Raw genomic sequence first — 26,898 nt, 5'->3', positions numbered from 1 at the left:
AAGCCCCTACGCGCCGAGAGTGGGGGTGCCGCATTTGCCCCTTTGCGGCCCGGCGCTGTCGGCTGATCCAATTTTGTCCCTGGCTCGGGTCAGTCGATCAATACCGATCCTCGGTGGAGGTTCACAAGTCAACTCGTTGGGCCCTCCGGGCCCGGCACGAGTTCTTCTCGAATGGTTTAGGGGGGTCTCCCCACGGTCGGTGCGTAGCGCCCGCCGTGGGGAGACTCTGGTCTCCGTGATTCAAATCACTGGCCGCCCACCGCCAGGTGCAGCGTGGGTCCCTTTGTGCGGTACTGCCGCGCCATTCGAGATAGATCCATCCCCCCAAAACCATGGATCGCCGGAATACGACTCGCTACTGCAGGAGGGTGAGATCGATCCGCCCTGGGGAAGACTCCTACTCGACCGGGCCATCGCACAATCGACGCGCCCGGTCCTGAAGCACCTCAATCGAAGTCAACTCGCGGATCAGCCACCCCCGACCCAACCGGGGTGGCTGGTTACGTTTTGCCCACGCCTGGCAAGTCCTTGTTCCCTCGCTTTCTTCCCCCTCTTTCCCATGCAGTTATCCCCAGTTTTTGTGGATAACTCAAAAACCCTTCGCGCTCGCTTCAGGATTTTTCGTAGTCGCCACACGCGGGACCCGGAGAATTGGCGACGTCCGCTGCCTTGGCGGCGGGCAGCCCATACCCCTTAGGGCTGGTGCCCGCGCCTCCGTTGGCGCGGGTCTTTATTCCAAGCAGGCGAGGCAAGACATGCGAACACGGTTACCCGCACTCCTTGTGGCGCTGACGTTCACCTCCTGGGGAACCGCTACGGCCAGTGACATCCAGGTGGGTCGATACCTCACCGCCACCGATGCGCCCGCGCCCGAGCAGGTGCAGCCCCTGCAGGTCACGGTCCAGATGGATTTCCCGTCGGACGTCCGGCACGTCGGCTCCGCGCTCACCTACCTCCTGACACATAGCGGGTATCAGCTGGAGGAGCCGGCCAAGGCGGACCCGGCCATGCGGGTGCTCCTGACCCGACCGCTTCCCGAGGTGCATCGAGAGCTGGGGCCCCTGAGCCTTGAGAATGCGCTTACCACCCTCGCCGGCCCCACCTGGCGCCTGGTCGTCGATCCCGCCATGCGGGAAATCTCCTACGAACCGCGTGCGCCTTATGCCGAGTCCGCGCGGGCGCGCGGCCAAGCGATCGAAGCCGACACCGTGCGCGACGTGCTCGCGCCACAGCCCCCAACAGCCCGCCTGTATGGCCCGGTTCAGCTCGGAGAGACCCTCGGTTCCATCGCTGAGGCGGTTTCGCCGGAGCAACCGGCGCGCATGGCCGCCGCGCTGTTCGAGGCCAACCCGCACGCGTTCTTCCCGGCCAATGCGCCGAACCCGAATCAGCTCCGCACCGGCGCCGAACTGGAGATCCCCAGCGACGAGGTGGCCGCCCGGTATGCCCCGTCCCGCGCCCGGTCGATTCTGCGAGGTGATCAATGAGCACGAACGAGAAGTCGGACAATCGTCCAGCGCCTCAGCCCATCCCGCGCTGGCTCAAGATCGCGGGGCCAGTCGTCGGCCTCGCCGTCGTAACGGGGTTGCTCCTGATGTTCATCGGCGGCGGAAAGGCCGAAACCGAGGAACCCGAACCCGTACGGGCCGAACCGGTCGCCGAGGTCGATCAAGGGAACCTCAACGAACTGGAAATGCTGCTCGCCTCCCTGGAGGCACGGGTCGCCAGTCAGGACGAGGATCTGCGCGCGCTGCGCTCCGAGCAACGCGACTTCCGCGAGAAGCTCGACGGGCTGGAGTCCGCGCTCGACCACCAGGGACCGGATCAGGCCGTGACCGACCGACTGGAGGCCCTGCAGGGTGAACTGATGGACCTGCGCGCCGAGGTGGAATCCTCGGAGGCCCTGGAGCCCATCGAGGCGCTGAGGGGCGATCTGAACGCCACGCAGCGCCGCGTCGCCCGCCTGGAGGAAACGCCTGAAACGCCGGAACCGAACGCCACCCTGACGGGTATCGAACACTGGGGGGCTCGCCACTTCGCCATCCTGGAAGGCGCGAGTGGCCGCGAGCGTATCCGCGTGGGCGGGCGCTACGGGCAATGGACGCTGGAAAGCCTCGATCCGGATGCAGGTGTCGCGGTCCTCCGGCACCCACGCGGGTTCATGCACGCCCTCGCCATCCACGACGAGTAGGAGCAGGAGACCATCATGGGTGGAGCTGTCGTTTTGCTGTTGATTGGAGTCGGCGTCATCGCGGCCACGCACGAACCGGAACCCGAGGTGACACCCGATCCGCCCCCCGTCGAGCCCGTCGCGATTCCCGAGCCGCCGCCGACCTGCCTTGACCAGGTCGCCGAGCGGACCCGGGTCGAAGCCGACCTTTCGTCCAAATGGGAACAGCGGGTCTATTTCATTGATGGGCGACCCTGCATGCGGGGGTACCCATGACCCGGCCTCGCTACTCCGTGATCGCGTTGCTGGTGACGACCGGACTGTCCGGCACCGTGCAGGCCAGTTCGGTCGAGTCCGACGCGACCCGCGCCGAGGCCCGAGCGTCCGAAGGCGTCGAAACGGCACCGGCCCGGACACAGCATTGGGATCTCTCCGACGCCGAGTGGGAACGCTACGACGCCATCATGGAGGGTCCACGGGGACTCTGGTCGCCGGATCTGGACCCGATATGGGTCCTGGGGATTCATGCAGAGACCGAGCGCGAACGTCGGTACTACGCCGAGCTGGCCGTGGAGCAGGAGCGGGATCGCGTCACCGGAGAACTGGCCTTCCAGCATGCCTACGATGCCGCGTGGGATCGCCTCTACCCGGACAGGGTGCTGATCGAGCCGCGTGACCGGTCCGGCTCCGCGACGGGTGCCACGCCCCGCATGAGTGAGCCGAGTACGCCCACCCTGGATGACCTCCGTGCGGATGATCGCGTGGTCTTGGTCGCCGCCCGCGACTGCAACCGCTGCGGGGACATCCTGGAACGCGCCGTGGAGCGCTTGCAGGACGGGGCCCAATGGCGGCTGGACGTCTTTCTGACGGATACCGATGCGGATCAGGAGGTGCGCCGATGGGCGGCGGAGAACGCGGTCCCGATCGACCTGGTGCGAGCCGGTCGTATCACCCTCAATCACGACGACGGCACGCTGGCCGATCACGACACGCCCTCGCTGTTGCGGCAATCCGGGCAGCGCTGGCAGCCGGTCTTGCCCTAACGCTCGCGACCCAGGCGGTAGCCGGCGTTCCTGAAGGCTACCACCGCGTCGCTCAGGCCGAGGGTGTTCCGGCCGATGTCCTGTACGCCCTCGCCGCCGCCGAGTCCGGCGCACGGCTGTCCACGGGTGCGGCGCGGCCGTGGCCCTGGACCCTCAACGTGGGTGGACGGCCGGAGCGATACCGCACGTACCGGGAGGCGCTGGACGCCCTGGAGCGCCACCTCGCGGCCGGGAAGCGGAACATCGATATAGGACTCATGCAGGTCAACTGGCGCTGGCACGAGGCGCGTCTCCAGGACCCGGCGCGGGCCCTCGACCCCTATCGCAACCTCCGCATCGGTGCCGCGATCCTGCGAGAGCAGTACGAACGCAGCGGCCACTGGCTGGAAGCCAGCGGCCTCTATCACGCGCCCTCGAACACCACCAACGCCGCCCGCCACCGGGCCCGCGTCCAACACCATCTGGAGGCTCTGCCGTGATCGTCAAGTCCCCCCTGGCCGCCCTGCTGCCCCTTCTCTTCGTCTCTGCCTCTGCGCAGGCCCTGGAGGTGATCCTCGATACGGGCGAGGGCCGTCCGGCGGCCCCCTACCTTGAGCGCCTGGAGGGCGCCGAGGACCCCACACCTCGCAATACGGCCGCACTCCCCCCGTTGAACGACGCGGCCGAGCGCATGCTGCCCATCGAACCCTCCCGCTTGCGCGTGGCACCGCTGCAGGGGCAGCCGCCGGCGCATGTGCGCGAGACACTCCGAAATATGCCGCGCCCGCTCTGCCTGGTGGGATCGGATCCGCAATCGCTCGCCTGGCTGGAACACCACCGGGTCGCGCTCATGCAGGCGGGGGCCGTGTGCATGCTCGTTCAGGCGGAGAGCCCCGAGGACCTCGAACGGGTGCGCGACACCGCGCACGGGATCCCGGTCCAGCTCTCGCACGGCGATGATCTCGCCGAGCGGTTGCAGCTCGACGTCTACCCGGTCCTGATCTCGCGCGAGGGGATCGAACAATGAGCCAACTGCCCGTCGAGGCCCTCCTACGGCCGCCGGTCGAGTTCTACTCCGCCTTTGTGGCCGGCGCCGCCGCCGTCATCGCGGTCGCCGCGCCCTGGGCCCTGATGATGACCCCCTCGATCGCCTGGGTCGCGGCGGCGATGCTCGGGGCACTGGCCGTGCACCGGGCGCGTCAGGGGTGGCGGATCGTGCGGTATCACCGCCACCTCCGACAGCTACCCGAGTTTTCCATGAGCGCGAAACAAATCCCCGTCTCGCGGCGGAAGCTCTACCTCGGACGGGGGTTCCGCTGGACGCAGAAGCACACGCAGCGCCTGCGGGACACGATCCGACCGGAGGTCCAGCATTACGTGGATCCCGGACCCCTGTACCGCTGGGCCCGCCGCAAGGAGGTCCAGTGGGAGTCCATCCCCGGGCTGCGCGGCATTGCGCGCGCACTCGGGAAACGATCCTGGTGGAACCCCCTGGCCCCTCTGCCTCCCGTGGGTGGAAAACCCGCGCTGCACGCCGTGGAACCGGACGAGGAAGATGCCTGGACGGATCTCGGTGAGCGCGTGGGGCACACCCTCGTACTGGGCGCGACCCGGGTGGGCAAGACGCGGCTGGCCGAAGTGCTGATCACTCAGGACATCCGGCGTGGCGACGTCACCATCGTGATCGACCCCAAGGGAGATGCCGAACTGCTCAAGCGGATGTATGCGGAGGCCCGCCGCGCGGGGCGCGAAGACCAGTTCTATATGTGTCACCTGGGCTACCCCGACCACTCGGCACGCTACAACGCCGTCGGGTCGTTCAGCCGCATTACCGAGGTCGCCACCCGTGTCTCGAACCAGCTCCCGAGCGAAGGCAACAGTGCCGCCTTCAAGGAGTTCGCGTGGCGATTCGTGAACATCGTGTCCCAGGCGATCGTGGCGCTGGGCCGACGCCCCGATTACCAACAGATCCTCCGGCACATCACCTACATCGAGCCGCTGCTGATCGAATACTACGAGCACTGGCTCCCCAGTGTGGCGCCCGAAGGCTGGAAGGAGGAAGTGGGGCGGCGCGAGGCCAACACCAACGAACGTCAGCTACCGCGCAACCTTCAGGGTCGGGACAAGCGTGCCGTCGCCCTGATGCTCTACGCCAAGGAGCAGGGGCTGTTCGACCCCGTCGCCGACGGCCTGCGCAGCGCCTTCGAGTACGACAAGACCTATTTCGACAAGATCGTGGCTTCGCTGCTCCCCCTGATGGAAAAGCTGACCACCGGCAAGACGGCGGAGCTGATCGCCCCCGACTATCTCGACACCGACGATCCGCGCCCGATCTTCTCCTGGCGGGAGATCATCCGCACCGGCGGGATCGTCTATGTGGGTCTCGACGCGCTCTCGGATGCGGACGTGGCGGCGGCCGTGGGCAACTCGATGTTCGCGGATCTCTGCTCCGTCGCGGGTCAGCTGTACAAGCATGGGCAGGACGACGGGCTACCGGATGGTGGTCGGTCGGGGCTTCCGACCGTCAACGTGCATGCGGACGAGTTCAACGAGCTGATCGGCGACGAGTTCATCCCGCTGCTGAACAAGGCCGGTGGAGCGGGATTCCAGGTCACGGCCTATACGCAGACCTGGTCCGACGTCGAGGCCCGGATCGGATCCAAGCCCAAGGCCGGCCAGGTGGCCGGTAACTTCAACACGCTGGTCATGCTGCGGGTGAAGGAGTACGAGACGGCCGAAATGCTCACGGAGCAACTTCCGCAGGTCGAGATCAACACGCTCATGCAGGTATCTGGCACCAACGATTCGGCCGATCCCGAATCCGACCAGCACTTCTCCAGCCGCAACGAAGACCGCATCACGGTAACCGAGGTCCCGCTGCTCACGCCGTCCGACATCGTCACCCTGCCCAAGGGTCAGGCGTTCGCCCTGATCGAGGGGGGACAGCTCTGGAAGATCCGGATGCCGCTTCCGGACAGTAAAGCGGATCCGGTGATGCCCGGGTCGCTCGCCGACATCGCCGAGCGCATGCAGCGCGATTACACCACCGCCGAGCATTGGTGGCAGGACACCGCCATGCCGGTCGCCCCGCAGGAACCCGCCTGATGGCGAGCGCGCGCCGGCAGACATCGAGTCACCCCGCGCAGCAGCGCGAGCCGGGGCTGATCGGGCGAACGCTGAACCTCGCGGGCCAGACCGTCCTATGGTTGCTCGCGGCGTTGCTGTTTTCCCTGGTGGCGGAATGGGTCGGCATGACCTGGATCTGGCCGGACCAAGGCATCCAGCACAGCCAGCAGATGCTCGAACGCGAGATCGGCTACCTCAACGAGGATTTTCGTCAGTCCATGTTGACCGCGGATCCAGGGAGCTACGCGCGCAGCTTCGCGGAGGTGTCCTATCGCTTCCTGTTTGAGTACACGGGGATCCACTCGCTCGTGGAGTGGCTGTCGATTCCCGCGCACCCCGAGGATGGCCGGATCGTGCACTCTCTGCGCAACGGGTATCACTCCATTGAGCCTTATGTCCTGGCCGGCATGGCGATCACGCAGGTCTTCGCCCTCCGCCTGGGGGTGCTGACCCTCGCCATGCCGGTGTTCGTCCTGTTCGCCATGGTGGCCCTGGTCGATGGACTCGTGCAGCGCGATCTGCGCCGCTGGGGGGGTGGCCGCGAATCGTCGTTCGTCTACCACCACGCGAAACGGCTGATGGCGCCCTCGATCGCCATGGCCTGGGTGGTCTACCTCGCGCTGCCGTTTTCGGTCCACCCGAATTGGGTCATTCTCCCGTTCGCCCTGCTCAATGCGATCACCGTGGCCATTACGGCATCGAGCTTCAAGAAATACCTCTGAGAACCCCTCCCGCCGCTGCGAGTGTCACGAGCGCAGGGCGTTTCTCCACCCCCGGACGGCCGGACGCCAAACCCCTTCCCACCGACGTTCGACACAGCACCCCCCGCTCGGGCTTGCGTAAGCGTCCAGCGAAATACATTCTTTCGTCGTCCCGCCGCGGGTCCGATCATGAAGCCGAGCCCAGTTGGAGAGGAACGGCATCATGGGTTGGAGGCGACGGAGTGGGGAGGAGTGGCAGCGATTGGTATCGGGATGGCCGCGTAGCGGTCTAACCCAGGAAGCGTAGTAAAAATTCACACAGGGCCGGTGAAACCGAGGGAAACCCGCACTGGTATAGTGGCGGTTCGATCGGTGCCCTACCCACACATCAACCCAAGGAGTGGCGGAATGATTCGCAACCAACGCCCCCTGCTGCCGAGCATCGCCCTTGGGGCAATCCTGGTCCTGGGCCTGTTCCTGCAAACGGCCTTCGCGTCGGATCCAACGAACCGGCTTTTCCAGGCCGCGTGGGCAGGCACCCCCGGTGAAGCTAGGGCCGCGATCGAGGCGGGCGCCAAAATTTATGCGCGGCGGTACGAAAACAGCTCGACCGCGCTCATGGTCGCCGCGGGGCAAAACGACCCGGCGATGGCTGAGACCCTGCTGGACCATGGCGCCAAAATCGATGCGCGGAACGAGCGCGGAATGACCGCCCTCCTGTTCGCCGCTCAGGACAACGACCCGGACATGGCCGAGACCCTGCTGGACCACGGCGCCAACATTGATGCGCGGTCCGCTACCGGAATGACCGCCCTCATGTACGCCGCTCAGAACAACGACCCGGACATGGCCGAGACCCTGCTGGACCACGGCGCCAACATTGATGCGCGGTCCGCTACCGGAGCGACTGCCCTCATGTACGCCGCTCAGGACAACGACCCGGACATGGCCGAGACCCTGCTGGACCATGGCGCCAAAATCGATGCGCGGAACGAGCGCGGAATGACCGCCCTCAAGTTCGCCGCGTTGCAAAACGGCCCGGCGATGGCTGTGGCCCTGCTGGCGGGCGGCGCTGACGTAAATGCGCGGAGCGAGAGCGGAATAACCACCCTCATATTAACCGCTGCGGTCAGCGGCCCGAACATGGTCGAAATCCTGCTCGACCACGGCGCCGACGCCAGCGTAGTAACCTCTGAGGGGTTCACAGCTGCGGGGATGGCCGACAACAACTCCCTCATCACCGAATCCGATGATGTCTATTGGCGCCTCCGCGAAGAGCTCTACGAGTAGCCCCTCTGATTTACATCAGACCGAATCCGCGACGACGGCGTGAACCTCATCCATTGGCACGAAGAAATCGACGAAGGAGAGTACATCGTGCCCGCTTGATGGTGCTTGGCAGATAGATGGCTGGGGAAACAGCCGCGAAGCCTACTCACAGGATGCCGCGACCCGGAGCTCCGACATGATGGAAGTCATTTTCACCATCCTCGCTCTCATCGCCGCGAACTACCTGTTCATCATCAAACACCTCAGAGACTGACCGGTGTTTTCGCGGCCCTCCGGGCCGCGCTACGGTGGAGACTCGTAAGAGCCGACGCTGGCTGAAAAACGCGAGCCGACGAGCGATGCCGGATCTCGACCCCCACCGGGGTGACTGCCGCGCGTCCAACGCAATCATGCGGACTCCCGCACGACTCCGAGAACCCGCTTCGGGGTCTCGGCCGGACATGCCGTCCCGATCTCGAGCCGCACCCCATCGGCCAATACCAGGGTCAGCTCCGCACCGCCCGCCGCGGGGGGGGGTGGGGGGCCGATCGCCCACCAGCTTCACCGGGACGAACTCGGTCGCGGCACTCCCCTCCGTTCGCGCCGTCGCCGCTTCCGCATCCAGGATGCCGACGCCCGCGCTGCAGGCTACCGACGGAGATCCCGTGCTGCGCACAATACGCTTCCTGGGTTAGACCGCTACGCGGCCATCCCGATACCAATCGCTGCCACTCCTCCCCACTCCGTCGCCTCCAACCCATGATGCCGTTCCTCTCCAACTGGGCTCGGCTTCATGATCGGACCCGCGGCGGGACGACGAAAGAATGTATTTCGCTGGACGCTTACGGGCTTGCGACGTGACCCGCTGGACCCACCCACGTTTCACCCTCGCCAAACCCGCCCTTTCCGAAGGCCCGAATAGCACGGCGCAGGGGCTCAACCCTGGCGTCCGAAAAACCCTCGCGATCGGTTTGAGGATTTTTCGTAGTCGCCACGGCCGGGAATCAGAAGACTGTGGCTCACGCTAACGCCTCGGAGTCACACGTCATGCACAGGACCCTTGTCGCGCTCGCTACGGGCGTGGTGATGATCACCCTCACACCGGCGGCCCTGGCCGACCGCGATGCGGAACGCGAGAGCCTGAGCCGACTCGCTCACGAGATCCAGGCCCTGCACGCGCTGGTCGATCAGGCCGAAGCCCATGCCGAACCCGACGCGCGGATCCGCTTCCAGTACGACTGGCTGCGCCACGACCTGGAGCGGGTGCAGGCCGGCATCGAGGAGCACCTCCGGGCACCGCGCGCCCAACCGCGCCGGGTCGAGCCCCTCAGTGGTGATTACCGCCGGTGAGCGGCGATGCCTCCAGTCAGTTCGAGCAGTGGGCCGGCGCGAGTGGCGCCGACCTGGGGCTCGCGATCGCGGCCATTGTCGCGGTCACCTATCTGAGCTGGCTCATGTGGGTCGTGATGGGCCAGTTCCGCGCCTGGAGCGATCGCGAGACACCCATGTTCGACCTGCTTTGGGTCTCTGTACGGGCCGCCGTCGTGGTGATGCTCGTGGGTTACTTCATCCGTCCATAGGAGGACTTTTCGATGCTCAATACCTGCAAACGCCAATGGGCCCGCGCCCGCCACATCCTCATGACTGGAGTCGTGGTCGCCCTCCACTCCACGCCCGCCTGGGCGCAGAACCTGCCGACGGCACCCGAGCCCGACGGAGGGTTCGAGGATGGCAACTGGATCGACCTCATGCGCGGCTACATCTTCGAGGGGGCGATCGTCCTCGGGACACTGATCGCCGTCGCCTCCTTCCTGTGGGTGTCCTGGACCGCGCTGACCAAATTCAATGAGGCCCGCCAAGGCAAGGCCGAATGGGGCGAGGTGGGTCTGCTTGGCGTGGTGGGTGCCGTGGTGCTCCTCGTCCTGAGCTTCTTCGTCAATCAGGCCATTTCGATCATGGAGTAATGCCGCGTGGCGACACCCGGACTCGAAAACCGAATGGCCGAGCGGCTTAACGAGGAGCCGCCCATCTTTCGCGGCTGCTCCTCCAGTGAGCTGCTCGCCATTCTCGTGCTCGCCGTGATCGGCTGGCTACCCGTCGGGATCCTGCTCGGTTTCGTGGTCGGCGCTCCGATGATGGGCGTCGGATTCGCGGCGGTCGCCGTGCTGGGGACCGTATTCATCACCGCCACGATCTTCCAGAAGATCAAGCGGGGCCGCCCCACGGGCTACTACCAACAACGCGCCATGCTCGCCCTTCACCGGAGCGGCCTGCGCAAGGTCCCGGTGACGCTACGCAGCGGGACCTGGGACCTGGGGAGACGTTCGTGAGATACCGCAAGGAACTCGACAGCGCCCGATCGCACATCAACACCCTCCGGGGCGTCATCGGCGTCATGGCGCTCGTGGCCCTCGGCCTGTGGTGGGGGTGGCAGCAGGCCCCCGACCGTCTGACGGTGCACATCCCCCCGGAGCTGCGCACCGGCGGGGTTCTGGAAGCCGGAGAGGTGCATCCCGCGTCGGTGTACACCTTCGCGTTCTATATCTGGCAGCAGGTCCATCGCTGGCCCGAGGACGGACGCGCGGACTACGCGGACAACCTGTGGTCGCTGCAGGCGTTCCTGACGCCACGGTTTCAGCAAACCCTCGAAGCGGACCGAGAACAGCGCGAACGGCGCGGTGAGCTGCGGGATCGCAGCCGGTTCATCCGGGAGATCGACGGCCTGCGCTACACCCCGGACCGCGTGCAGGCCACGGGGGACGGGACGTGGACCGTATGGCTGGACGTGGAGGTCGAGGAGCGCATCGACGGCGAGCGCGTCAAGCAGGTCTTCATCCGCTACCCCCTGCGGGTGGTCGCCTACGACATCGACCCTGAATCGAACCCCTGGGGACTCGCCCTCGCGGGCTTCGTCCAAGATCCCTATCGCATCGACCCGGAGGAGGAGCAGTAATGCGCCCGATCCTCGCCATTGCCCTTATCGCGGCCCTCGCGGGGCCGGTGTCGGCCACCGCCGGCGACAGCCCCGACCGCATTACGTGGGACGGAGCGCCCGTCCAGGTCACCCTGCCCGTGGGGCAGGAGCGGCTGATCCGCTTCCCTGCAGGGCACGTCCGCGTGGGGCTTCCACCCCACATCGATGACCAGGTCCGCGTGTTCTCGAACGACGGGATCGCCTATCTCAAGGCGCAATCCTCGTTCGGCCCCGCCCGCGCCGTCATTGCCGATGTCGAATCCGGGGCGACGTTCATGCTCGACCTTTCGGCCGAAGACGGCGCCCGCGCCAATGAGGTCGTCATTCATCGGCCGGGGAGTCGGCGGGACCACGCGACGGACGTCCCCGACGCCGAACCCGACCACCAAAACCTGGACTACGTGGCGCTGACGCGATTCGCGTCCCAATCCCTGTATGGCCCCAGCCGGCTCGCCCCGCAGATGCCTGGCGTGCGCCAGGTTTCGCTGAACCAGGAACCGGTCCGCCTGGTCCGGGGCGCGGCCGTCACCGCCGAACCGCTCGCGGCCTGGCGCGGCGGGCGCTGGTACGTCACCGCCGTCAAGCTACGCAACGCCACGGAATCCCCGGTGACGCTCGACCCCCGCGACCTCCGGGGCGACTGGCTGACGGCCACCTTTCAGCATGCACGGCTGCACCCGGCCGGCCACGAAGCCGACACAACCGCCGTGTATGTCGTGTCGGACCGCCCCTTTGACGAGAGCTTTTGGGGGGTGCGCTGATGGTTTCCACCAAGGGCAATCGACTTCTGCCGATCATCGGCCTGGCCGTTGGCGCATTGATGATCCTGGTGATGCTTCGCTCCTGCGGCACCGAGCCGACGGCCGAGGCACCGGACTCGTTGGACCAGCGGCAGGCGGCGGCGCAACCGGACGCGGACACGGCCACCGACACCATCCGCACCCTGACGGCCGAGCAGCGCGAGACGCGCCGACAGCTGCGCGAACTGCGCGAAGACAACCAGCGGATGCGCGAGCAGCTGGCCGAGGAAGCACGGCAGGAGCCGGACCCCGAGCGCCAGAGCCACCTGGAGGGACTCCTCGGGCGCATGGACCAGCTCAGTTCCCGCGTACAGGACATGGGGCAGCAGCTGGAGCAGCGCGACGAAGATCCCGACCTGGTGCCCGGGAGCGACATTCCGATCGGTCTAGGCATTCGGGAAGACGAGGCCCCGGTCATTCAGGACCGCACGCGCACGGCCGAACCCGAGTCCGCCGACACCCTGCGTTGGACGAATCCCGTGGGCTATGACCCCGAAGAAGAAGGGGGCGGACTCCTCGATCGCAGCCGGTCGGTGGCCGGCACCATCCGGGATCGCGGCGCCGCCGGCGTGGAGCACGCCCGCGACACGGCGGCGCGCGCCACCGGCACGGATACGCCGGAGGAAGATCCCCGGTACACGGTGCCGCGCAATTCGACCCTGATGGGCTCGACCGCCATGACGGCCCTGATCGGGCGCGTACCGCATGGCGGAACGGTCGAGGACCCCGTGCCCTTCAAGGTGATCGTCGGCGAGCGCAACCTGGCCGCCAACGACATCGAGATCCCCAACATCGAAGGCATGATCTTCTCCGGAACCGCGATGGGTGACTGGACGCTGTCCTGCGTCCGGGGCTCGGTAGAGTCGGTCACGTTCGTCTTTCAGGACGGCACCGTGCGCACCCTGCCGGACCCCGACGGGGATTCCGGGGACTCTCTCGGCTGGATCTCCAACGAACAGGGCGTTCCCTGCATTGCGGGCGATCGCATTTCCAATGCGCCGGCCTACCTGGCACAGGCTACCGGCATCGTGACGGCACAGGCCGCTGCGGACGCAGCCGCCGCTGCGCAGACCACGCAGATCGTCGGGCAGGAGGGCTTCACGCAGAACATCGTCACCGGCGACACCGGGGAGTTCATCGCCGGCCGCGCGGCTTCCGGTGCCGCCCGCGAAGTCGCGCAGTGGCTGCGGGAACGCCAGGAAAGCCACTTCGACGCGGTCTTCGCCCCCGCCGGCGAGACGGTCGCCGTCCACCTCGACCGGGAACTGAGGATCGATTATGAACTTGAAGGCAGAAGGGTCTCCCATGAAGCGTTCGAGCGCCGCTCTACCCATCGCACTCTTGATTAGTGCGGTCCTGACCGCCGGCTGCGCCTCCACTTCGGCGGACAAGGTGATCCCGAAGGACGGCCCCACAATGGACGAGGTGTACGAAGGACACTTCGAGTCCATGGGGCGCACCGATGTCGATGCCGCGCGTCAGGCGCTGCAACAGCCGATCGGCCGAGACGTCCAGGACGGCACGGCGGATCTCGCGGGCTACACCCGGTCCGCACACGACGAAATCGAAACCCGTTTCAGTCGGGTGTCCAATCCGACCCTGGTGATGTTCGTCTACCCGCACCTGGCCGGTCGCGACGAGGTGCCCGTGCCCGGGTATTCGACGTCGTTCCCGATGTATGACCGCCACCACTATGCACTCCCCGGAGAGGCGGGAGCCCGATGATGCTGAAGATGCTCACCTCGCTCCTACCCGGCCGTTCGGCCAGGGATGAAGACGAGAATCAGGGGCCCGACCCGAACCTGGGCGGGTCGCGGCCGGTAACGCAGGCCGAGGTCAAGGACCTCTACCGCCGGCCCAACTCGTTCACGGACCTGCTCCCGTGGACGGACTACGACCCGACGACTCAGGTGTTCCTCCTGGAGGACCAAAACAGCGTTGGCGCCCTGTTCGAGCTGACCCCGGCCAGCTCCGAGGCGCGCACGCCCGAATACATGGAGGACCTGCGCCAACAGATCCAGGGCGCACTGACCGACGCGGTCCCCGAGGTGGACGGTTCACCGTGGGTGCTACAGGTCTTCGTGCAGGACGACCCCGCCCTGGGCGGGGTCACCGACCATATCCGGGCCTACGCCCGCGAGCGGTCCGAGGACAATCCGTTTCGGGACGCCTACCTCGCAGAGGTGGACGACCACCTCCACCGGATCTCGCAGGAGGGCGGTCTCTTCGTCGATCAGCAGGTCACCGGGGGCGCGTGGCGCGGGCAGAAACGTCGCGTGCGCGCGTGCTTGTACCGCCGCTCGATCTCGGGCGACCTGTCGCCCGAGGAGACGCTCAACCAGGTCGCCGCCCAATGGGCGACCTCCCTGGAAGCCGTCGGGGTCGGCGTGAAGCGCTGCAAGGCGCAGGATCTGTATGAGTGGCTCGTCCCGTGGTTCAACCCGCGTCCCGAGGTGGCCGATGGCGACCCGGAGAAGCTGCTGAACGTTGCCCCCTATCCGGGTGACGAGGATCTCCCGTTCGGTCGCGACCTGGCCGAACTGTTCACGTATTCGATGCCGGTGTCGGATGCCGAGGCCGGCGTCTGGCGCTTCGACGGGATGCCCCATGCGGTCCTGAACGTCCAGAGCCTGCGTCAGGCGCCCAAGACGGGGCATTTCACGGCGGAACGCCAGGCCGGCGAGAACATCTATGCGCTGTTCGATCGCGCTCCCGAAGGCACGATCCTCTCGGTCACGATTACCATCCAGCCGCAGGACCAGGTCTCCAATCACATCGGGCAGATCCACGCCGCGTCCCGTGGGGACAACATCGAATCGCGGCTGGCACTGGAGGAGGTGGAAACGGCGCAGGAAGAACTCGCGCGAGGCAACAAGCTCTACCCCACCCAAATCGCTTTCTATATCCGCGCGGAGGACGACACGCAGCTGGTGCGCCGGTGCAACGAGCTGGCCTCGCGTCTGGTGGCGAACGGCCTCCAGATCATCACCCGAGAGGCCGAGCTGCTCCCGCTGGACACCTATCTGCGCGCGCTCCCGATGGCCTATGACCCGGCGCTGGAGCGCGTCACGCGCCGGAGCCGCTACGTGTACGCCGACCACCTCGCCGCCCTGCTACCCCTCTACGGGCGCACGAAGGGGACGGACCACGCCGGGTTTCTGTTCTACAACCGGGGCGCCGAGCCCCTCATGTTCGATCCGCTGCATCCCTCGGACCGGAAGAAGAACGCCCACGCGTTGATCCTCGGCCCCACCGGGGCCGGCAAATCCGCCCTGCTCACCTATCTGATCCTCCAGATGGTGGCGGTCTACCGCCCCCGGATCTTCATCATCGAGGCGGGCAACTCGTTTGGTCTGCTGGGTCAGTACCTGGACCACCGTGGCGTCTCGGTCAATCAGGTCTCCCTGAACCCCAAGGAGCGGGTCAGCCTGCCGCCGTTCGCGGCGGCGACCCAGCTCCTGGACGACCCCCTGGTGGACAGGAAGATCGAGGAAGAAGACCTCGACGAAGACGACGAGGACAACATCGAGGAGGGGCGCGACCTGCTCGGCGAAATGCAGATCGCGGCGAAGATCATGATCACCGGGGGCGATCCGCGTGAGGAGGCGCACATGCGCCGCCCGGACAACACGGCCATCGCCAACGGCATCCTCCGTGCCGCCAAGAACGTCCGCGCGGCGGGGCGTGAACAGGTCCTGACCGAGGACGTGGTCGCCGGGTTGCACGAGGTCGCGAAGGAGGAAGATTCCCCCGAACGCCGCAAGCGCGTCAGCGAAATGGCGCAGTCCATGGAGGTGTTCTGTCACGGGTTCGCCGGCAAGGTCTTCAACCGGGCCGGCGAGCGCTGGCCGGAGGCCGACGTAACGATCGTCGATATGGGGATCATGGCGCGCGAGGGCTACGAGGATCAGCTCACGGTCGCCTACGTGGGCCTGATGAACCATATCAACGACCTGGTCGAGCAACACCAGCACTCCGAACGCCCGACCCTCGTGCTCACCGACGAGGGCCACATGATCACGACCAATCCGTTGCTCGCCCCCTACGTCGTCAAGATCACGAAGATGTGGCGAAAGCTCGGGGCCTGGTTCTGGATCGCCACGCAGAACCTGGAGGACTTCCCGGATGCGTCCCGGAAGATGCTCAACATGATGGAGTGGTGGATGTGCCTGGTGATGCCGAAGGAGGAGATCGAGCAGATCGCCCGCTTCAAGGACCTCACCAGCGAACAGAAGAGCCTGCTGCTCGGAGCCCGCAAGGAACCCGGCAAGTACGTCGAGGGCGTGGTCCTGGCCGACCAGGTCGAAACGCTGTTCCGCAACGTCCCACCCCCGATCGCCCTGGCCCTGGCGATGACCGAGAAGCACGAGAAATCGGAACGCCGAAAGATCATGGACGAGCTGGGATGCTCGGAAGTCGAAGCCGCCGAAGAAGTCGCACGCCGGATCGGAGGGGACGCATCGTGATCAATCAACACACCCTTTGGGCGAGCGACTTCGCCTGGACCGAATGGCTGTTGGTCGCCGGGGGTCGCAAGGGCCTGTTCCTGATGCCCGAGAACAAGGGTGGCCCGGAACAACTGGAGATCCACACCCTCCCGCTGCAGGGCGAGGGCCAGCTGATCCACAAGGGCGGCTGGCTTACCGATACCCAACGCGATGCCGTTCTGATGGAGCTGACCGTGTACGGGCGCACGCCCGAGACGCTGGCGCGTGAGTTCGAGGAGGGCGAGGTGCGCGCGGGTCCGCTGCGGGACATGGCGATCCGTTTGGCTGAGGCAGAAGGCCGCGTGTGCGAGCGCATGCTGAACGAGCCTCAGTGCCGCTTTCGGGCACAGCTTCACCTTCCCTCGACATCCAGCGCAGGAGGCCGCTCATGCGACGAATGATTGCCATGCTGCTCCTAGTGGGGATCAGCCCCGCCAGTGCCGACCCGGGGCAGATCGAGGTCTTCGTGACCACCGGTACGACCGTATCCACCACGCCAGCCGACCGCCGGGGGATCCCCATCGAGATCCATCATGTGGACGCCGTGGACCGAGCCACGGAGGCCCTGAGTCAGGGGCTTCCAGCCGACCCCGAGGCCGCGGCCGCGATCGCTCAGGAGCGCCTGGACGCCCGGGCGCATCGGGATCTCGAAGCCGCCTACGATCCGCTGCTGCGCGCCTATCGTCTGAACATTGAACAAGTACCGGCCATCGTCTTCGACGGCCAGGCCGTGGTGTATGGCACAACGGATCTCGCGCGCGGCCTGCGCGAGTATGAACGGTGGCGGCAATGATCCGGGGGTCCATGCGCCGCATCGGCGCCGGAATCGTGGCCGCGCTCTGCCTGTTGGTGGGCAGCCCCGCGAAGGCCGAGGATCCGGACACCATTAGTACCTCCGAGATCACTTCACAGACGAGCAGCGCCCTCTCGTCCTGCCTGAATTGGGAGATCATCGGGGTCTGTCTGTGGCTACGCTGCACCATTACCGGGTGCAGCGTGGTCACCACCGAGCGGATCCGGCACTACGTCCCGGACGCCGTCATTTCGGCCTACCAGAACACCGGCGAAAACCCGTGGGCCGAGATCCGGGGAGCGCTAGGGTCCGCACAGGAATCCGCCGCCGAATCGATCCTGTCGTTCGATGCCTTCGTGGGAGGCGGGAACACGCTGGAGGGGCGCCATTCCCGCGATGCCCGTCAGCTTCGATTCAAGGAAGCGGATGTAGTCGGGCACCCCTTCATGGAGATCCTGGAGTACATCGACGTCCCGTACATTTGTCCGGGCGCGGCCACGGCCGAAGCCTTCCACCCCTACTACCAGTCCGCGACCAGCGTACTCGCCTGGCGCTACGCGGTGCCCGAAATGTTCTACCTCGAATCCCTCCAGGAGGGTGAACGGGAGATCGGAGAGTGGGACGACTACACCTGGGGTGCGGTGTACCCCCGGTCGGGTTATGTCTCCCAGCCGGAGGATGCCAAGGCGGCCGCGATCGTCGCGCAGCGGGCGGGCGACATTACCACTCGGGAAGACCAGTCGGGGCATGTCTACGAGCAGCTCCCGGGCGACGACGTGGTGCATGAGGACGGTTACCGCGTGTGGCTTCCCCCCGAACTGGTGGAGCGGGACGAAGAGACCGGCACGTTCCAGATGCACATGCCCACGGACACCAACGCCTGCGAGGTGTTCGGGGAGGATGACACCGAGGACAAGGAGGGCTGGTCCAGTGACAAGACCAACCTCAAGGGCAACTACGTGTGGACCCTATGGCGTCCCTACAACTGCTGCGAAATCGGGGGCCAGGTCTACCTCGGCTCTGTCACGTTCTAGGAGACGGATCATGCGGATGCGGAAAACACTGATCGCTGCTACAGCCTGCGCGGCGCTTTGGGGACCTACCGCCGGCCATGCTCTGGTGCCGTCCGAAGACGGGTTCTGGTACTACGAAGTGGGCGGTGCCGAGCCCATTTCCAATGCCCCGAATCCCAATGTCACCACGACCCGGCTGGCCTTCGGCGCGGAGGCCAGTGCGGGGTATAGCTGTGGCAGCTTCGATCCCCTGCTGAGCATCGAGAACACCCTGAACGAAGTCGCTCAGGGCATGGAAGACATGGTCGATCAGATGGTCCAGTCCGCGACGGACGCGATCGCCTCCCTGCCGGCCATGGTGCTCCAGAGGTCCAACCCCGGGCTGTACGATCTGTTCCAGAACAACCTGCTGCGCGCCGAGGAAGAGCTTTCGCTCGCGACGCAGAGCTGCGAGGAAATGGAGGCCGCCATCGCCGACGGCCGCAACCCCTACCAGGAGTGGGTCACGCTCTCGAAGGGCGATGACTGGCGTGCAGCCATGGGCTCCGGGGGCGACATCGTGCAGGTCCAGGAGGAGATTGATCAGAACGCCGGGAACGATGGGGCCGAATGGATCGGGGGCCGCCGGGGCGGACAGGGGCAGGAGCCGATTGACGTGATCAGCGATACCGTCAAGGCGGGCTACAACATCACCCTGGATCGGCCCCCGAACGCCGGCACACCCTATGCAGGCGGTGGTGAAACACCCCTCCTGGCACGGACCTGGAGCAGCCCGCAGGAGGCTCAGGAGTGGGCAACCCGGGTGCTCGGAGACAAGCACATCCGCACCTGCCAGGGGTGCGAAAGCGAGACCACCCCCGGCGTAGGCCTCCTGCCCATCCTCGAAGAAACCAACCAGCAGGTCCGCGAGGATCTGATGCAGCTCGTCTCGGGGGCGACCAATCCGACGCGGAGCAATCTGCGCGACGTCTCGGCCCCCGGCGTGGGGGTGTCGCGCGGCCTGATCGAGGCGCTGCGTGAACTCCCGGAATCCGACCGGATGGTGGCGACGGGACGGCTGGCACAGGAAGTCGCGACCGCGCGCACGATGGAGCAGGCCCTCCTGACCCGCCGCATGCTGCTGAGCGGGCGGAAGGCACCGGAGATCGACGCGGCCGGTGTCGCCCGCGAAGACATCCGCGACGGCGTCGAGGAGATCACCTCCGAGATCGACACGCTGATGATGGAGATCGAGGCGCGTCAGGCCGTGGTGTCGAATACGGCCGGGTCGATCCTGCGTGAAGCGCAGCGCCGCACCCGCGCCTCCAGCGGCACCCCATCCCCGCAACCGATCGAGACCGCCCCAATCCGTGGCGGCGTGGTGCCACAGCCATGATTTCGCGAATCCCGCGCCACCTCCTGATTGGGGTCGCGGCCGCCTTTGCGATCGTCATCGTGGCGGGGCTCGCGTGGAACATGATCGAAGGGGCGGAGGCGGTGCGGGCCCGCCTCGATCGCACTGAGTGGCTGCTGGCCGGTTGGCGCTGGCTGCTGATCGCGGCGGTCGTGCTGGGTTGGCGGTATTGGGTGACCTGGCTCGGCGGGCACCTGCCGCCGGAGTCGCAACAACGTCTGGTGGACGCACGCTGGAGAGTCGCGGCCTGGCTCGTGATCCTGGAAATCCTGCTGGGGCAGAACCTGCTGGGCCGCGCCGTGGAGTTAGTGGTATGACCGTTGGGCATCCCCTCGAAGCATTCACCACCATTTTCGGGTGGATGCAGTTTCAGAACCTGTGGGACATCCTCGTGTTTTCGGGGATCGCGTTCATCCCCTTTCTGATCATCGTGATCCGAGCCTTCGTGGACAACTACACCGGACAGGAGGCCAAGGCCGGGAGCCGGAAGTCCGTCCACATGATGGAGGTCGAGATCGTAAAGGCGCTCTCGGTCGTCGTGCTGGCTGCACAGCCGATCTGGCCCCTCACGCTCAGTGAGCTGGAGTTTGAGAACACCTGCGGCCAAGTGCCGGACATTTCCAGCATCGAAGACACCACGTACTCGACTACGTTCGATCTCTCGAATGCCTCGGTACCGGTCTGGTGGTACGGCACCATGGCGATCTCGAAGGGGATCACTGGCGCAGCGATCGCCGGTATCGGGTGCCCGGAAGAAATGGTGCGCACCCGCCTGACAATCGATGAACAACGGATCTCGGATCCCGAAGTGGCGCAGAACGTCCAACGATTCACGAATGAGTGCTTTATCCCGGCCCGCTCTCGATTCCAGCGCGAGCGTCCGGACGTCGATTCACTGCTGGCCACGCACGGCACCGATGATCCCGAGTTCATCGGTTCCCGGGTCTACCTGCAAACCGATGGATTCTATGACCGCTATAGGGCCGGGAGCCCCGTACACGGCTTCGACTACAACCCGGCCCGAGACGATCCAGATTACAACGAGGGCGCGGAGCCGCCTTACGGCCGCCCGTCCTGCGAGGACTGGTGGAGCGGGAACGGAGGACCCGGGCTGCGGCAGCAGATCCTGGATGAAATGGAAACCAGCACCTTTGAGGGGATCCGGGACCGGGTATCCGGATTCTTCGGGACTTCGGACGAGGAGATCGAAGACCGGATGATCCGCCGGATGGTCGATCAAGCTGCGGTCAACGCACCAATCGCTACCAGCGAACTGATCAATACCGACTCAGGGGGTGGAGTTTTCGCGACGATCGCAGCGGGGATTGGACTCGGCGCGCAGGAAATGTTTTCCCATGGCCCCATGATGCTCACCATCCGCGAGGCCGCGCCCATCGTGCAGAGCTTCCTGCTCATGGGGATCTACATGCTGCTCCCCATCCTGCTCGTGTTATCGCTGTACTCTTGGGGGCCGGTGTTCATCGCAACGGCCTCGATCCTCACGATCACGTTCTGGACCTACCTCTGGGCGATCAGCCGCTGGCTGGAGGACAACATGATGGCGGCGTTGTATCCATCCACGGGCAGCTATATGGCGTCGAGTTTTGGGTCGCTGCTGTCTGCTGATGGAGGGACAAAGGCCAGCATCCTGAGCATGGCAATCGGGTTCCTGCACATCGGCCTTCCAGTGCTGTTCAGTATGATTGTCGGTTGGGCGGGTTATAAGGTGGCCGATTCCGTCGCTGCAGGCGACAAAACGACGGGGTCAATGGCTAACGCTGGGCCCGCCGCAGCCTCCGCCGCCGGTTCCGCCGCCGGTCGTTTTGCTAGTCGAGGGAAGAAGTAACACTCCGCGCTCGTTGTTGGCGAGGGAGGAGTGCTGTCAGACGATGATGGGCATCAACAGCTTATAAGCCCATCACTCCTTGGTGGCATAGTGCGCGTAATCATTTTCGCCGTAGTAGCTCCCAGGGGACATGGCGATGTCCTCTGATGGCGTTCCGAAGGCGGAAAACTCTTCGCTTTCGCCGCCTTCTGCTGCGGCGGATTCCAGAAGCACCGCCAATAGTTCTCCCGAACTAACCCCCGATGCCAATGGCTCAACGCCGTTTTGTGCGTGTGGTGAAACGGGCGCCGCGACGGCGTTTCGACCAACAGCCTGCGCCACACCTGAGCCCAAGCCCGCAGAGGCCACACCGAACTGCCGCACGCCGGCCTTCCAGCCTCGCCGGCGGATCGAAGTGACGAGCCCAGCGGCCAGGAACAAGGCCAAGGGGGCAAGAATGAGTGTCGTAAGTACCAACATGCTTTATCCAGTCGTTTTCGTCCTTAACTACACCAGTAGCGCACGCCGGCCCGAGATTCAAGGCCCGGGGGACCAATCCACGACGCGCGGCACAAGCGGTTAAAGCTCAAGCTCCATCAGTAGCCCGCCTCTTTCTGGTGCCGGAAGGCGAGGACATACACGGCATCGTCGGCCGGTTCGTGTCGGTAGAGCGCCACAAAGCCGGAGTCACCGAAGGCAATCACCAGCTCGCGCAGCTCGGGGATTTCAGGGTCCGGCCGCCCCATATCGGGGGCCGTTTCCAGCAGCAGGAATTGCCGCTCGATCGCCTGGCCCGCGCGCCTGGCGGCATCCGGGGCTTTAGTGGCGAGAGCGCGCCTGCATCGCTCCAAACCTTCTGCGGCGCCTGCGGTGACGATTACTCGTGGCACTCGGGCGCGGCTCCTTCAACGTCAGTGCCCCATGTACTCAACCAGTCGCGGGCTTCCTGCCCGGTCAGGTGCTGCCCGGTTTCCCGGTAAGCCGACCAGGACGCCAGGGCTTCCTGCCGGAAACTCTCGCGGGCTTCCTCGCGGTCAACGTACTGGCGGATGGCTTCCAGCATGATCCAGTGAGGCGACCTCCGGCGTTGGGCGGCGAGATCCTGGAGGCGATCTTTCAACGCGTCATCGATTTTCAGGGACGTTGCCATGGTGGCCCTCGTATTACGTGGTATTACCTTATATCAAGTTAGCGCGGTACCCGGCCCCGCGTCCACCCCGCCGATCACCGAACAGCCAGTATCAAAAACGATCGTTTTCGAGACGGCCAAGCCGAACCCATCTGAGCGACTCGATTTCTTCCGGCTCAGTGCCTCAAAACCATGTCTTGAAACCTACTGTCGCAAAACCTAGCATAGCCATGAGTTTCGAGAGGCCAAGCCTATGAAAGTCGGGTACGCACGCGTTTCTACCCGGGACCAGGACCCATCGCTCCAGACCGATGCTCTGCGGCAGGCCGGGTGCGACCGGATCTACGAGGACCGCGCATCCGGAGCCCAGCGTAACCGCCCGCAGCTTCGGGAGGCCCTGGACTACATGCGGCAGGGCGACGTCCTGGTGGTCTGGAGACTGGACAGGCTTGCCCGATCCATGCGGCAGCTCATCACCACCGTCGGGGACCTGGAGGAGCGCGGGATCGAGTTCCAGTCCCTGACGGAATCCATCGACACCACGACCCCAGGCGGGAAGCTGGTCTTTCACGTATTTGGCGCAGTGGCCGAGTTCGAACGCTCCATCATGCAGGAACGGACCCGTGCGGGCCTCGACGCAGCGCGCCAGCGTGGCCGCACCGGCGGACGCCCCCCGGCGCTTACAGACGAACAGCTGGCCCTTGCGTGGACAGTCCTTTCGCATTCCGATGCCCCCGTGCGGGAACTCGCCAAGCAGCTGAGTGTTTCGCCCGCCACGCTCTATCGCCACTTTCCCGGCGGTCGAACCGCACTTCGTGAGGGTGGCGATGATCGAGATCCGCCTGCATAAAGTTGTCCCTGACCGCCATCAATACCGGTCATACCGGATGTTCATCCGGCGGGGGCTCTTCGGGGCCTACGCCCTCACCCGGAGTGGGGTCGTATCGTCCGACCGGGGACGGTCCGAGATGATTGGTGCAGGACCTTGGACGAAGCAGCGGCGAAACTGGCGCAAAGGGCGTCTGCCAAGGCGAGACGCGGCTACACCGGCTAACGAGCAACGCATCTACAAGAAAGGGAAAGGCCCGGGAAGGGAATGGGATGGAGAACGGCAAGGGGGCTTATCCGGAAAGGGCAGAGCGAAAGGTCAAAGGAGAGGCACCACCCGCAGCCCCAGTAGCGCTGGCTCTGGGACTACGGGTTTGGCAAGCTCGAGCACGGGATCCCGTTCATTGATGGCATCGAACACGCAGACCGATCCAGAAACGACGGGGCGGCGCCCGAGCCCCAGCTAAGAGGGGGGCGCGAACCGAGGCAAAGCCCCAGCCTTGCCAGCGGCACGCACGCCCCTTAGTCTGACTCGATACCAATGGGGTGCGTATCCGCCTTTTCGACTGGGTCGCGCCACTGGAGGCCCACCCCGTCAGGTGAGGACAAACCCATCACCATGCGCAAGGGATTCAGTAACGCACGGGAAATTATGGCTGCTGTGGATCGCCGCGAGGCGGTTTACTGGACCAGCCTACGGTATCCCGTACACAAGGACCATCTGGGTCAGTATTTCATCGGCGAGGGCCCGGGAATGATCGGCCTTACCTGGGCGGACGGGGTTACGCTCAACGGTAGGCTCGAAGACTTCTTCGTGCTTACCGGGGAAGAACATTCAACGCTATGTCCCAACATCGTGCACTGAAGCGAGTTCAGCTTGCTGGCCGTGAGCTGCCGCTACTCCGGGCGCTGGGTCCTATCCGACGGGTATTCGACCTTAAGGAGCCGCAAACTGGCAGATAGACTTGCGCCAAGCGAGCGGAGTGAACGAATGTCCCGCATCCGCTCTAGGGACACCAAGCCCGAGATGCTGGTCAGGCGTCTTGTTCACGGCATGGGATATCGCTATCGCCTTCACCGCAAGGACCTGACCGGCTGTCCAGACCTGGCCTTCCCGTCTCGACACGCCGTAATATTCGTCCACGGTTGCTTTTGGCATAGACATCGCGGGTGCGCTCGTGCCCGACTGCCGAAATCCAAGGTCGATTTTTGGCGGACAAAGCTGGAAGGGAATCGGCGCCGCGACGAAGTCAATCAGGAGAAGCTACTCGCGATGGGCTGGCGAGTGCTTGTCATCTGGGAATGCGAGCTGGGCGACACCGAGGCAGCTATAGGAAAGATCCAGAAGTTTTTGGATCGCGAAGCAGGAATGAAAAATGATGAAGGCAGTTGAGTTGTTCGCGGGTGCAGGGGGCTTGGGAATGGGCCTTTCCCTGGCGGGATTTGAACCCTTGGCAGTCGTGGAGTGGGACAAATGGGCATGCGATACCATCCGCGAGAACCAGCGAAGAGACTACCCCTTGGTGCGCAACTGGCCGCTGCATGGCGGTGATGTCCGTGACTTCAACTGGGACTCGATCCCCGGAGGCATCGACTTGGTGGCCGGCGGACCGCCCTGCCAACCGTTTTCCATGGGTGGAAGGCATGGCGCGCACGGCGACAAACGCGACATGTTCCCTGCCACGGTGGACATTGTCAGGCGCTTGCAGCCCCGCGCATTCATAGTCGAGAACGTTAAAGGCCTGACACGTTCCAGCTTTGCCAACTACTTTCAGTACATACTGCTGCAACTCGAATTCCCCGAGGTCACCCTGCGCGGTAACGAGACCTGGGCCGACCACCTCAAACGCCTCCAAGAGGTGAAAACCTCCGGTGGTGCTCATGGTACGGGTTTAACCTACAACGTTATTCCCACGCTGGTGAACGCGGCAAACTACGGCATTCCGCAAAAAAGGGAACGGGTCTTCATGGTCGGTTTCCGCGCTGACCTTGGTATCGAATGGTCCTTCCCCCGCGCAACACACAGTTTTGATGCGCTATTGCACGCCCAGTGGGTAACGGGCGCGTACTGGGAGAAACACCGAATAGCCCGGCATTCCCGCCCGGCCATTCCGGCGCAACTGGAAAAACGGGTAGCCCGACTCGCCTCGGAGCCACCACCGTCGCGGGAAAAGCCGTGGAGGACCGTGCGCGATGCGCTGTGGGACGTACCCGATCCACGTGCTCGCAAGCGCCACGGATTCTTGAACCATAATTTCCAGGACGGCGCGCGCGTCTACCCGGGACATACGGGTAGCCCACTCGACCTGCCCGCCAAGACCCTCAAGGCAGGGGATCATGGCGTGCCCGGTGGTGAAAACATGATGGTGCGCGATGACGGTACGGTCCGCTACTTTACCGTGCGCGAGTCGGCGCGACTCCAGACGTTCCCCGACGGGTTCGTCTTCCACGGCTCGTGGACCGAGACGATGCGACAGCTCGGCAATGCCGTACCGGTCGCCCTGGGTCGGATTGTTGCCGCGTCTGTGGCCGAACAGCTTGCAGAGGCGGCGATACGCGTACGGGCATCCGAGAGGCGGGACGAAAGGAGCCAAGCATGACGGACGACAATGTCGTCCCGTTCAATCCCCTCGACAAGCGCCATTTGGGCGAGAGTGTGGGACAAGCAATGTTGCGCCGGCCGGTGGTGCCTCTTGCGAACCTTGAACAGTTCCGGGGCGCGGGAATCTACGCCATTTACTACACAGGCGAGTTTTCTCCCTACGAGGTTATTGCAGAGCGCAATCGGGAAGGGCGTTTCATGGCCCCGATCTATGTTGGCAAGGCTATTCCAAAGGGGGCGCGAAAAGGAGGAACAGCTGTAGGCACCAACCCTGGATTCGTTCTCCACAGCCGGCTAAATCAGCACCGGAACAGCATCCACGAAGTGGATAACCTTCGCGTGGAGGACTTCCATTGTCGATTCCTGATAGTTGACGATATCTGGATCCCCCTAGGTGAGTCGCTCCTCATCGCAAAGTTCAATCCTCTCTGGAATGCAGTCTTGGACGGATTTGGCAACCACGATCCTGGCGCCGGGCGGCGCAATGGAGCGAGGCCCCGGTGGGATGTTGTGCATCCGGGGCGGGGTTGGGCGGAACTCTGCCAACCTCGCAACGAAACGGCACAGCAAATCACGCGGGAAGCTGCGGACTTCCTTGAGAACAATCCGCCACCGGATGATGTAACGATGATCACCACCTAAATTGCGCGGGAGGCCTGCGGTCGGTTAGCCACCCGCCCGCCTCCTCAACCCGGGGCGCCCTCTACCGCGAGCGACCCGCAGCCTCAGTAGGGGATGAGCCACCCCCCTGAATTCACAGAATAAC

33 protein-coding genes are annotated in these 26,898 nt (G+C 65.0%); 29 read left to right on the top strand and 4 right to left on the bottom strand.

Annotated features, from left to right (window positions below; all coding sequences use genetic code 11):
* Positions 1 to 755 precede the first annotated feature (755 nt).
* The 9 genes from pilL2 to B1A74_RS07715 all read left to right on the top strand — a co-directional run bounded on the left by pilL2 (position 756) and on the right by B1A74_RS07715 (position 8,309).
* Positions 756 to 1,487 carry a PFGI-1 class ICE element type IV pilus protein PilL2 gene (pilL2, locus tag B1A74_RS07755; protein WP_244269194.1) on the top strand — a complete coding sequence of 244 codons (732 nt, stop codon included), beginning with the start codon at positions 756 to 758 and terminating at the stop codon, positions 1,485 to 1,487.
* Entirely contained in the window at positions 1,484 to 2,191 is a 708-nt protein-coding gene (locus tag B1A74_RS07750; protein ID WP_077244272.1) for a hypothetical protein, read from the top strand. The genes pilL2 and B1A74_RS07750 overlap by 4 nt, the downstream gene beginning before the upstream one ends.
* A 15-nt stretch (positions 2,192 to 2,206) precedes the next feature.
* A complete protein-coding gene (locus B1A74_RS07745) occupies positions 2,207 to 2,446 on the top strand; it encodes a hypothetical protein (RefSeq protein WP_018158366.1) in 240 nt (79 codons plus the stop codon).
* Positions 2,443 to 3,213: a TIGR03759 family integrating conjugative element protein gene (locus B1A74_RS07740; RefSeq protein WP_077244271.1), complete on the top strand. Its 771-nt coding sequence runs from the start codon at positions 2,443 to 2,445 to the stop codon at positions 3,211 to 3,213. Before B1A74_RS07745 ends, B1A74_RS07740 begins: the two co-directional genes overlap by 4 nt.
* Entirely contained in the window at positions 3,180 to 3,692 is a 513-nt protein-coding gene (locus tag B1A74_RS07735; RefSeq protein WP_077244295.1) for a transglycosylase SLT domain-containing protein, read from the top strand. The genes B1A74_RS07740 and B1A74_RS07735 overlap by 34 nt, the downstream gene beginning before the upstream one ends.
* Positions 3,689 to 4,219, top strand: coding sequence for a PFL_4695 family integrating conjugative element protein (locus B1A74_RS07730; protein ID WP_244269193.1), 531 nt, complete (start codon positions 3,689 to 3,691; stop codon positions 4,217 to 4,219). Before B1A74_RS07735 ends, B1A74_RS07730 begins: the two co-directional genes overlap by 4 nt.
* The gene (traD, locus tag B1A74_RS07725) at positions 4,216 to 6,297 is read left to right on the top strand and encodes a type IV conjugative transfer system coupling protein TraD (protein WP_077244270.1); all 2,082 of its coding nucleotides are present in this window, start codon (positions 4,216 to 4,218) and stop codon (positions 6,295 to 6,297) included. Before B1A74_RS07730 ends, traD begins: the two co-directional genes overlap by 4 nt.
* Positions 6,297 to 7,040 (top strand): TIGR03747 family integrating conjugative element membrane protein, encoded by a 744-nt coding sequence (locus B1A74_RS07720; protein ID WP_077244269.1) that lies wholly within the window; start codon positions 6,297 to 6,299, stop codon positions 7,038 to 7,040. The genes traD and B1A74_RS07720 overlap by 1 nt, the downstream gene beginning before the upstream one ends.
* Positions 7,041 to 7,427: 387 nt before the next feature.
* Positions 7,428 to 8,309 (top strand): ankyrin repeat domain-containing protein, encoded by an 882-nt coding sequence (locus B1A74_RS07715; protein ID WP_077244268.1) that lies wholly within the window; start codon positions 7,428 to 7,430, stop codon positions 8,307 to 8,309.
* 485 nt (positions 8,310 to 8,794) lie between these two features.
* On the opposite strand, the gene tnpA is transcribed toward B1A74_RS07715, so the two are convergent.
* Positions 8,795 to 9,049, bottom strand: coding sequence for an IS66 family insertion sequence element accessory protein TnpA (tnpA, locus tag B1A74_RS14595; protein ID WP_425274676.1), 255 nt, complete (start codon positions 9,047 to 9,049; stop codon positions 8,795 to 8,797).
* A 286-nt stretch (positions 9,050 to 9,335) separates the two neighbouring features.
* Between tnpA and B1A74_RS07705 the strand changes: the two genes are divergently transcribed.
* From B1A74_RS07705 to B1A74_RS07635, 15 genes are all read left to right on the top strand, one after another.
* Positions 9,336 to 9,638 (top strand): integrative conjugative element protein, RAQPRD family, encoded by a 303-nt coding sequence (locus tag B1A74_RS07705; RefSeq protein ID WP_038084421.1) that lies wholly within the window; start codon positions 9,336 to 9,338, stop codon positions 9,636 to 9,638.
* The gene (locus B1A74_RS07700) at positions 9,635 to 9,868 is read left to right on the top strand and encodes a DUF3262 family protein (protein WP_077244267.1); all 234 of its coding nucleotides are present in this window, start codon (positions 9,635 to 9,637) and stop codon (positions 9,866 to 9,868) included. The genes B1A74_RS07705 and B1A74_RS07700 overlap by 4 nt, the downstream gene beginning before the upstream one ends.
* 12 nt (positions 9,869 to 9,880) lie before the next feature.
* Positions 9,881 to 10,252 (top strand): TIGR03745 family integrating conjugative element membrane protein, encoded by a 372-nt coding sequence (locus B1A74_RS07695; protein WP_017926574.1) that lies wholly within the window; start codon positions 9,881 to 9,883, stop codon positions 10,250 to 10,252.
* A 33-nt stretch (positions 10,253 to 10,285) separates the two neighbouring features.
* Positions 10,286 to 10,618: a TIGR03750 family conjugal transfer protein gene (locus B1A74_RS07690; RefSeq protein ID WP_017926573.1), complete on the top strand. Its 333-nt coding sequence runs from the start codon at positions 10,286 to 10,288 to the stop codon at positions 10,616 to 10,618.
* Positions 10,615 to 11,241, top strand: a complete 627-nt coding sequence (locus tag B1A74_RS07685; RefSeq protein ID WP_077244266.1) for a PFL_4703 family integrating conjugative element protein — start codon at positions 10,615 to 10,617, stop codon at positions 11,239 to 11,241. Before B1A74_RS07690 ends, B1A74_RS07685 begins: the two co-directional genes overlap by 4 nt.
* Positions 11,241 to 12,023, top strand: coding sequence for a TIGR03749 family integrating conjugative element protein (locus tag B1A74_RS07680; protein WP_077244265.1), 783 nt, complete (start codon positions 11,241 to 11,243; stop codon positions 12,021 to 12,023). Before B1A74_RS07685 ends, B1A74_RS07680 begins: the two co-directional genes overlap by 1 nt.
* A complete protein-coding gene (locus B1A74_RS07675; protein ID WP_077244264.1) occupies positions 12,008 to 13,411 on the top strand; it encodes a TIGR03752 family integrating conjugative element protein in 1,404 nt (467 codons plus the stop codon). Before B1A74_RS07680 ends, B1A74_RS07675 begins: the two co-directional genes overlap by 16 nt.
* On the top strand, positions 13,368 to 13,787 hold the full coding sequence (locus B1A74_RS07670) for a TIGR03751 family conjugal transfer lipoprotein (protein ID WP_099049990.1): 420 nt from the start codon (positions 13,368 to 13,370) through the stop codon (positions 13,785 to 13,787). The genes B1A74_RS07675 and B1A74_RS07670 overlap by 44 nt, the downstream gene beginning before the upstream one ends.
* Positions 13,787 to 16,528 carry a conjugative transfer ATPase gene (locus B1A74_RS07665; RefSeq protein ID WP_077244293.1) on the top strand — a complete coding sequence of 914 codons (2,742 nt, stop codon included), beginning with the start codon at positions 13,787 to 13,789 and terminating at the stop codon, positions 16,526 to 16,528. Before B1A74_RS07670 ends, B1A74_RS07665 begins: the two co-directional genes overlap by 1 nt.
* A complete protein-coding gene (locus B1A74_RS07660) occupies positions 16,525 to 16,950 on the top strand; it encodes a hypothetical protein (protein WP_077244262.1) in 426 nt (141 codons plus the stop codon). Before B1A74_RS07665 ends, B1A74_RS07660 begins: the two co-directional genes overlap by 4 nt.
* On the top strand, positions 16,947 to 17,342 hold the full coding sequence (locus B1A74_RS07655) for a TIGR03757 family integrating conjugative element protein (protein WP_077244261.1): 396 nt from the start codon (positions 16,947 to 16,949) through the stop codon (positions 17,340 to 17,342). Before B1A74_RS07660 ends, B1A74_RS07655 begins: the two co-directional genes overlap by 4 nt.
* Before the next feature lie 11 nt (positions 17,343 to 17,353).
* Complete coding sequence (locus tag B1A74_RS07650; protein WP_019568932.1) at positions 17,354 to 18,376, top strand: TIGR03756 family integrating conjugative element protein; 1,023 nt, start codon at positions 17,354 to 17,356, stop codon at positions 18,374 to 18,376.
* Between the two features lie 85 nt (positions 18,377 to 18,461).
* Complete coding sequence (locus tag B1A74_RS07645) at positions 18,462 to 19,730, top strand: integrating conjugative element protein (protein WP_077244260.1); 1,269 nt, start codon at positions 18,462 to 18,464, stop codon at positions 19,728 to 19,730.
* On the top strand, positions 19,727 to 20,065 hold the full coding sequence (locus tag B1A74_RS07640; RefSeq protein WP_018878687.1) for a hypothetical protein: 339 nt from the start codon (positions 19,727 to 19,729) through the stop codon (positions 20,063 to 20,065). The genes B1A74_RS07645 and B1A74_RS07640 overlap by 4 nt, the downstream gene beginning before the upstream one ends.
* Positions 20,062 to 21,594: a conjugal transfer protein TraG N-terminal domain-containing protein gene (locus tag B1A74_RS07635; protein WP_077244259.1), complete on the top strand. Its 1,533-nt coding sequence runs from the start codon at positions 20,062 to 20,064 to the stop codon at positions 21,592 to 21,594. The genes B1A74_RS07640 and B1A74_RS07635 overlap by 4 nt, the downstream gene beginning before the upstream one ends.
* A gap of 72 nt (positions 21,595 to 21,666) precedes the next feature.
* Here the strand turns inward: B1A74_RS07635 and B1A74_RS14150 are convergent, their stop codons facing one another.
* The 3 genes from B1A74_RS14150 to B1A74_RS07625 form a co-directional block, all read right to left on the bottom strand.
* Positions 21,667 to 22,053 (bottom strand): hypothetical protein, encoded by a 387-nt coding sequence (locus B1A74_RS14150; RefSeq protein ID WP_143592243.1) that lies wholly within the window; start codon positions 22,051 to 22,053, stop codon positions 21,667 to 21,669.
* Between the two features lie 116 nt (positions 22,054 to 22,169).
* Entirely contained in the window at positions 22,170 to 22,424 is a 255-nt protein-coding gene (locus B1A74_RS07630) for a type II toxin-antitoxin system RelE/ParE family toxin (RefSeq protein ID WP_341853164.1), read from the bottom strand.
* Positions 22,425 to 22,450: 26 nt separating this feature from the next.
* Positions 22,451 to 22,723: a CopG family ribbon-helix-helix protein gene (locus B1A74_RS07625; protein ID WP_018948375.1), complete on the bottom strand. Its 273-nt coding sequence runs from the start codon at positions 22,721 to 22,723 to the stop codon at positions 22,451 to 22,453.
* A 232-nt stretch (positions 22,724 to 22,955) separates the two neighbouring features.
* Here B1A74_RS07625 and B1A74_RS07620 point away from each other — a divergent pair, with 232 nt between their 5' ends.
* The 5 genes from B1A74_RS07620 to B1A74_RS07595 all read left to right on the top strand — a co-directional run bounded on the left by B1A74_RS07620 (position 22,956) and on the right by B1A74_RS07595 (position 26,774).
* Positions 22,956 to 23,552, top strand: a complete 597-nt coding sequence (locus B1A74_RS07620; RefSeq protein ID WP_077244257.1) for a recombinase family protein — start codon at positions 22,956 to 22,958, stop codon at positions 23,550 to 23,552.
* A 597-nt stretch (positions 23,553 to 24,149) separates the two neighbouring features.
* Complete coding sequence (locus B1A74_RS07610) at positions 24,150 to 24,395, top strand: hypothetical protein (protein ID WP_077244256.1); 246 nt, start codon at positions 24,150 to 24,152, stop codon at positions 24,393 to 24,395.
* Positions 24,396 to 24,482: 87 nt separating this feature from the next.
* Positions 24,483 to 24,923, top strand: a complete 441-nt coding sequence (locus tag B1A74_RS07605; protein ID WP_077244292.1) for a very short patch repair endonuclease — start codon at positions 24,483 to 24,485, stop codon at positions 24,921 to 24,923.
* Positions 24,907 to 26,130: a DNA cytosine methyltransferase gene (locus B1A74_RS07600; RefSeq protein ID WP_244269191.1), complete on the top strand. Its 1,224-nt coding sequence runs from the start codon at positions 24,907 to 24,909 to the stop codon at positions 26,128 to 26,130. The genes B1A74_RS07605 and B1A74_RS07600 overlap by 17 nt, the downstream gene beginning before the upstream one ends.
* Positions 26,127 to 26,774, top strand: a complete 648-nt coding sequence (locus B1A74_RS07595) for an Eco29kI family restriction endonuclease (protein WP_077244255.1) — start codon at positions 26,127 to 26,129, stop codon at positions 26,772 to 26,774. The genes B1A74_RS07600 and B1A74_RS07595 overlap by 4 nt, the downstream gene beginning before the upstream one ends.
* The last annotated feature ends 124 nt before the right edge of the window (positions 26,775 to 26,898 follow it).

This window comes from Thioalkalivibrio halophilus, assembly GCF_001995255.1.
In the GTDB taxonomy this organism is placed as follows: domain Bacteria; phylum Pseudomonadota; class Gammaproteobacteria; order Ectothiorhodospirales; family Ectothiorhodospiraceae; genus Thioalkalivibrio; species Thioalkalivibrio halophilus.
The sequence above is the reverse complement of the archived record's forward strand: the minus strand, read 5'-3'. Positions and strand labels throughout refer to the sequence as shown.

Coding starts and splice junctions, on each gene's coding strand:
- pilL2 (WP_244269194.1), top strand. CDS start 756: ATGCGAACACGGTTACCCGCACTCCTTGTGGCGCTGACGTTCACCTCC.
- B1A74_RS07750 (WP_077244272.1), top strand. CDS start 1,484: ATGAGCACGAACGAGAAGTCGGACAATCGTCCAGCGCCTCAGCCCATC.
- B1A74_RS07745 (WP_018158366.1), top strand. CDS start 2,207: ATGGGTGGAGCTGTCGTTTTGCTGTTGATTGGAGTCGGCGTCATCGCG.
- B1A74_RS07740 (WP_077244271.1), top strand. CDS start 2,443: ATGACCCGGCCTCGCTACTCCGTGATCGCGTTGCTGGTGACGACCGGA.
- traD (WP_077244270.1), top strand. CDS start 4,216: ATGAGCCAACTGCCCGTCGAGGCCCTCCTACGGCCGCCGGTCGAGTTC.
- B1A74_RS07720 (WP_077244269.1), top strand. CDS start 6,297: ATGGCGAGCGCGCGCCGGCAGACATCGAGTCACCCCGCGCAGCAGCGC.
- B1A74_RS07715 (WP_077244268.1), top strand. CDS start 7,428: ATGATTCGCAACCAACGCCCCCTGCTGCCGAGCATCGCCCTTGGGGCA.
- tnpA (WP_425274676.1), bottom strand. CDS start 9,049: ATGGGTTGGAGGCGACGGAGTGGGGAGGAGTGGCAGCGATTGGTATCG.
- B1A74_RS07705 (WP_038084421.1), top strand. CDS start 9,336: ATGCACAGGACCCTTGTCGCGCTCGCTACGGGCGTGGTGATGATCACC.
- B1A74_RS07695 (WP_017926574.1), top strand. CDS start 9,881: ATGCTCAATACCTGCAAACGCCAATGGGCCCGCGCCCGCCACATCCTC.
- B1A74_RS07690 (WP_017926573.1), top strand. CDS start 10,286: ATGGCCGAGCGGCTTAACGAGGAGCCGCCCATCTTTCGCGGCTGCTCC.
- B1A74_RS07680 (WP_077244265.1), top strand. CDS start 11,241: ATGCGCCCGATCCTCGCCATTGCCCTTATCGCGGCCCTCGCGGGGCCG.
- B1A74_RS07670 (WP_099049990.1), top strand. CDS start 13,368: ATGAAGCGTTCGAGCGCCGCTCTACCCATCGCACTCTTGATTAGTGCG.
- B1A74_RS07665 (WP_077244293.1), top strand. CDS start 13,787: ATGCTGAAGATGCTCACCTCGCTCCTACCCGGCCGTTCGGCCAGGGAT.
- B1A74_RS07655 (WP_077244261.1), top strand. CDS start 16,947: ATGATTGCCATGCTGCTCCTAGTGGGGATCAGCCCCGCCAGTGCCGAC.
- B1A74_RS07650 (WP_019568932.1), top strand. CDS start 17,354: ATGCGCCGCATCGGCGCCGGAATCGTGGCCGCGCTCTGCCTGTTGGTG.
- B1A74_RS07640 (WP_018878687.1), top strand. CDS start 19,727: ATGATTTCGCGAATCCCGCGCCACCTCCTGATTGGGGTCGCGGCCGCC.
- B1A74_RS07635 (WP_077244259.1), top strand. CDS start 20,062: ATGACCGTTGGGCATCCCCTCGAAGCATTCACCACCATTTTCGGGTGG.
- B1A74_RS14150 (WP_143592243.1), bottom strand. CDS start 22,053: ATGTTGGTACTTACGACACTCATTCTTGCCCCCTTGGCCTTGTTCCTG.
- B1A74_RS07625 (WP_018948375.1), bottom strand. CDS start 22,723: ATGGCAACGTCCCTGAAAATCGATGACGCGTTGAAAGATCGCCTCCAG.
- B1A74_RS07620 (WP_077244257.1), top strand. CDS start 22,956: ATGAAAGTCGGGTACGCACGCGTTTCTACCCGGGACCAGGACCCATCG.
- B1A74_RS07610 (WP_077244256.1), top strand. CDS start 24,150: ATGCGCAAGGGATTCAGTAACGCACGGGAAATTATGGCTGCTGTGGAT.
- B1A74_RS07600 (WP_244269191.1), top strand. CDS start 24,907: ATGATGAAGGCAGTTGAGTTGTTCGCGGGTGCAGGGGGCTTGGGAATG.
- B1A74_RS07595 (WP_077244255.1), top strand. CDS start 26,127: ATGACGGACGACAATGTCGTCCCGTTCAATCCCCTCGACAAGCGCCAT.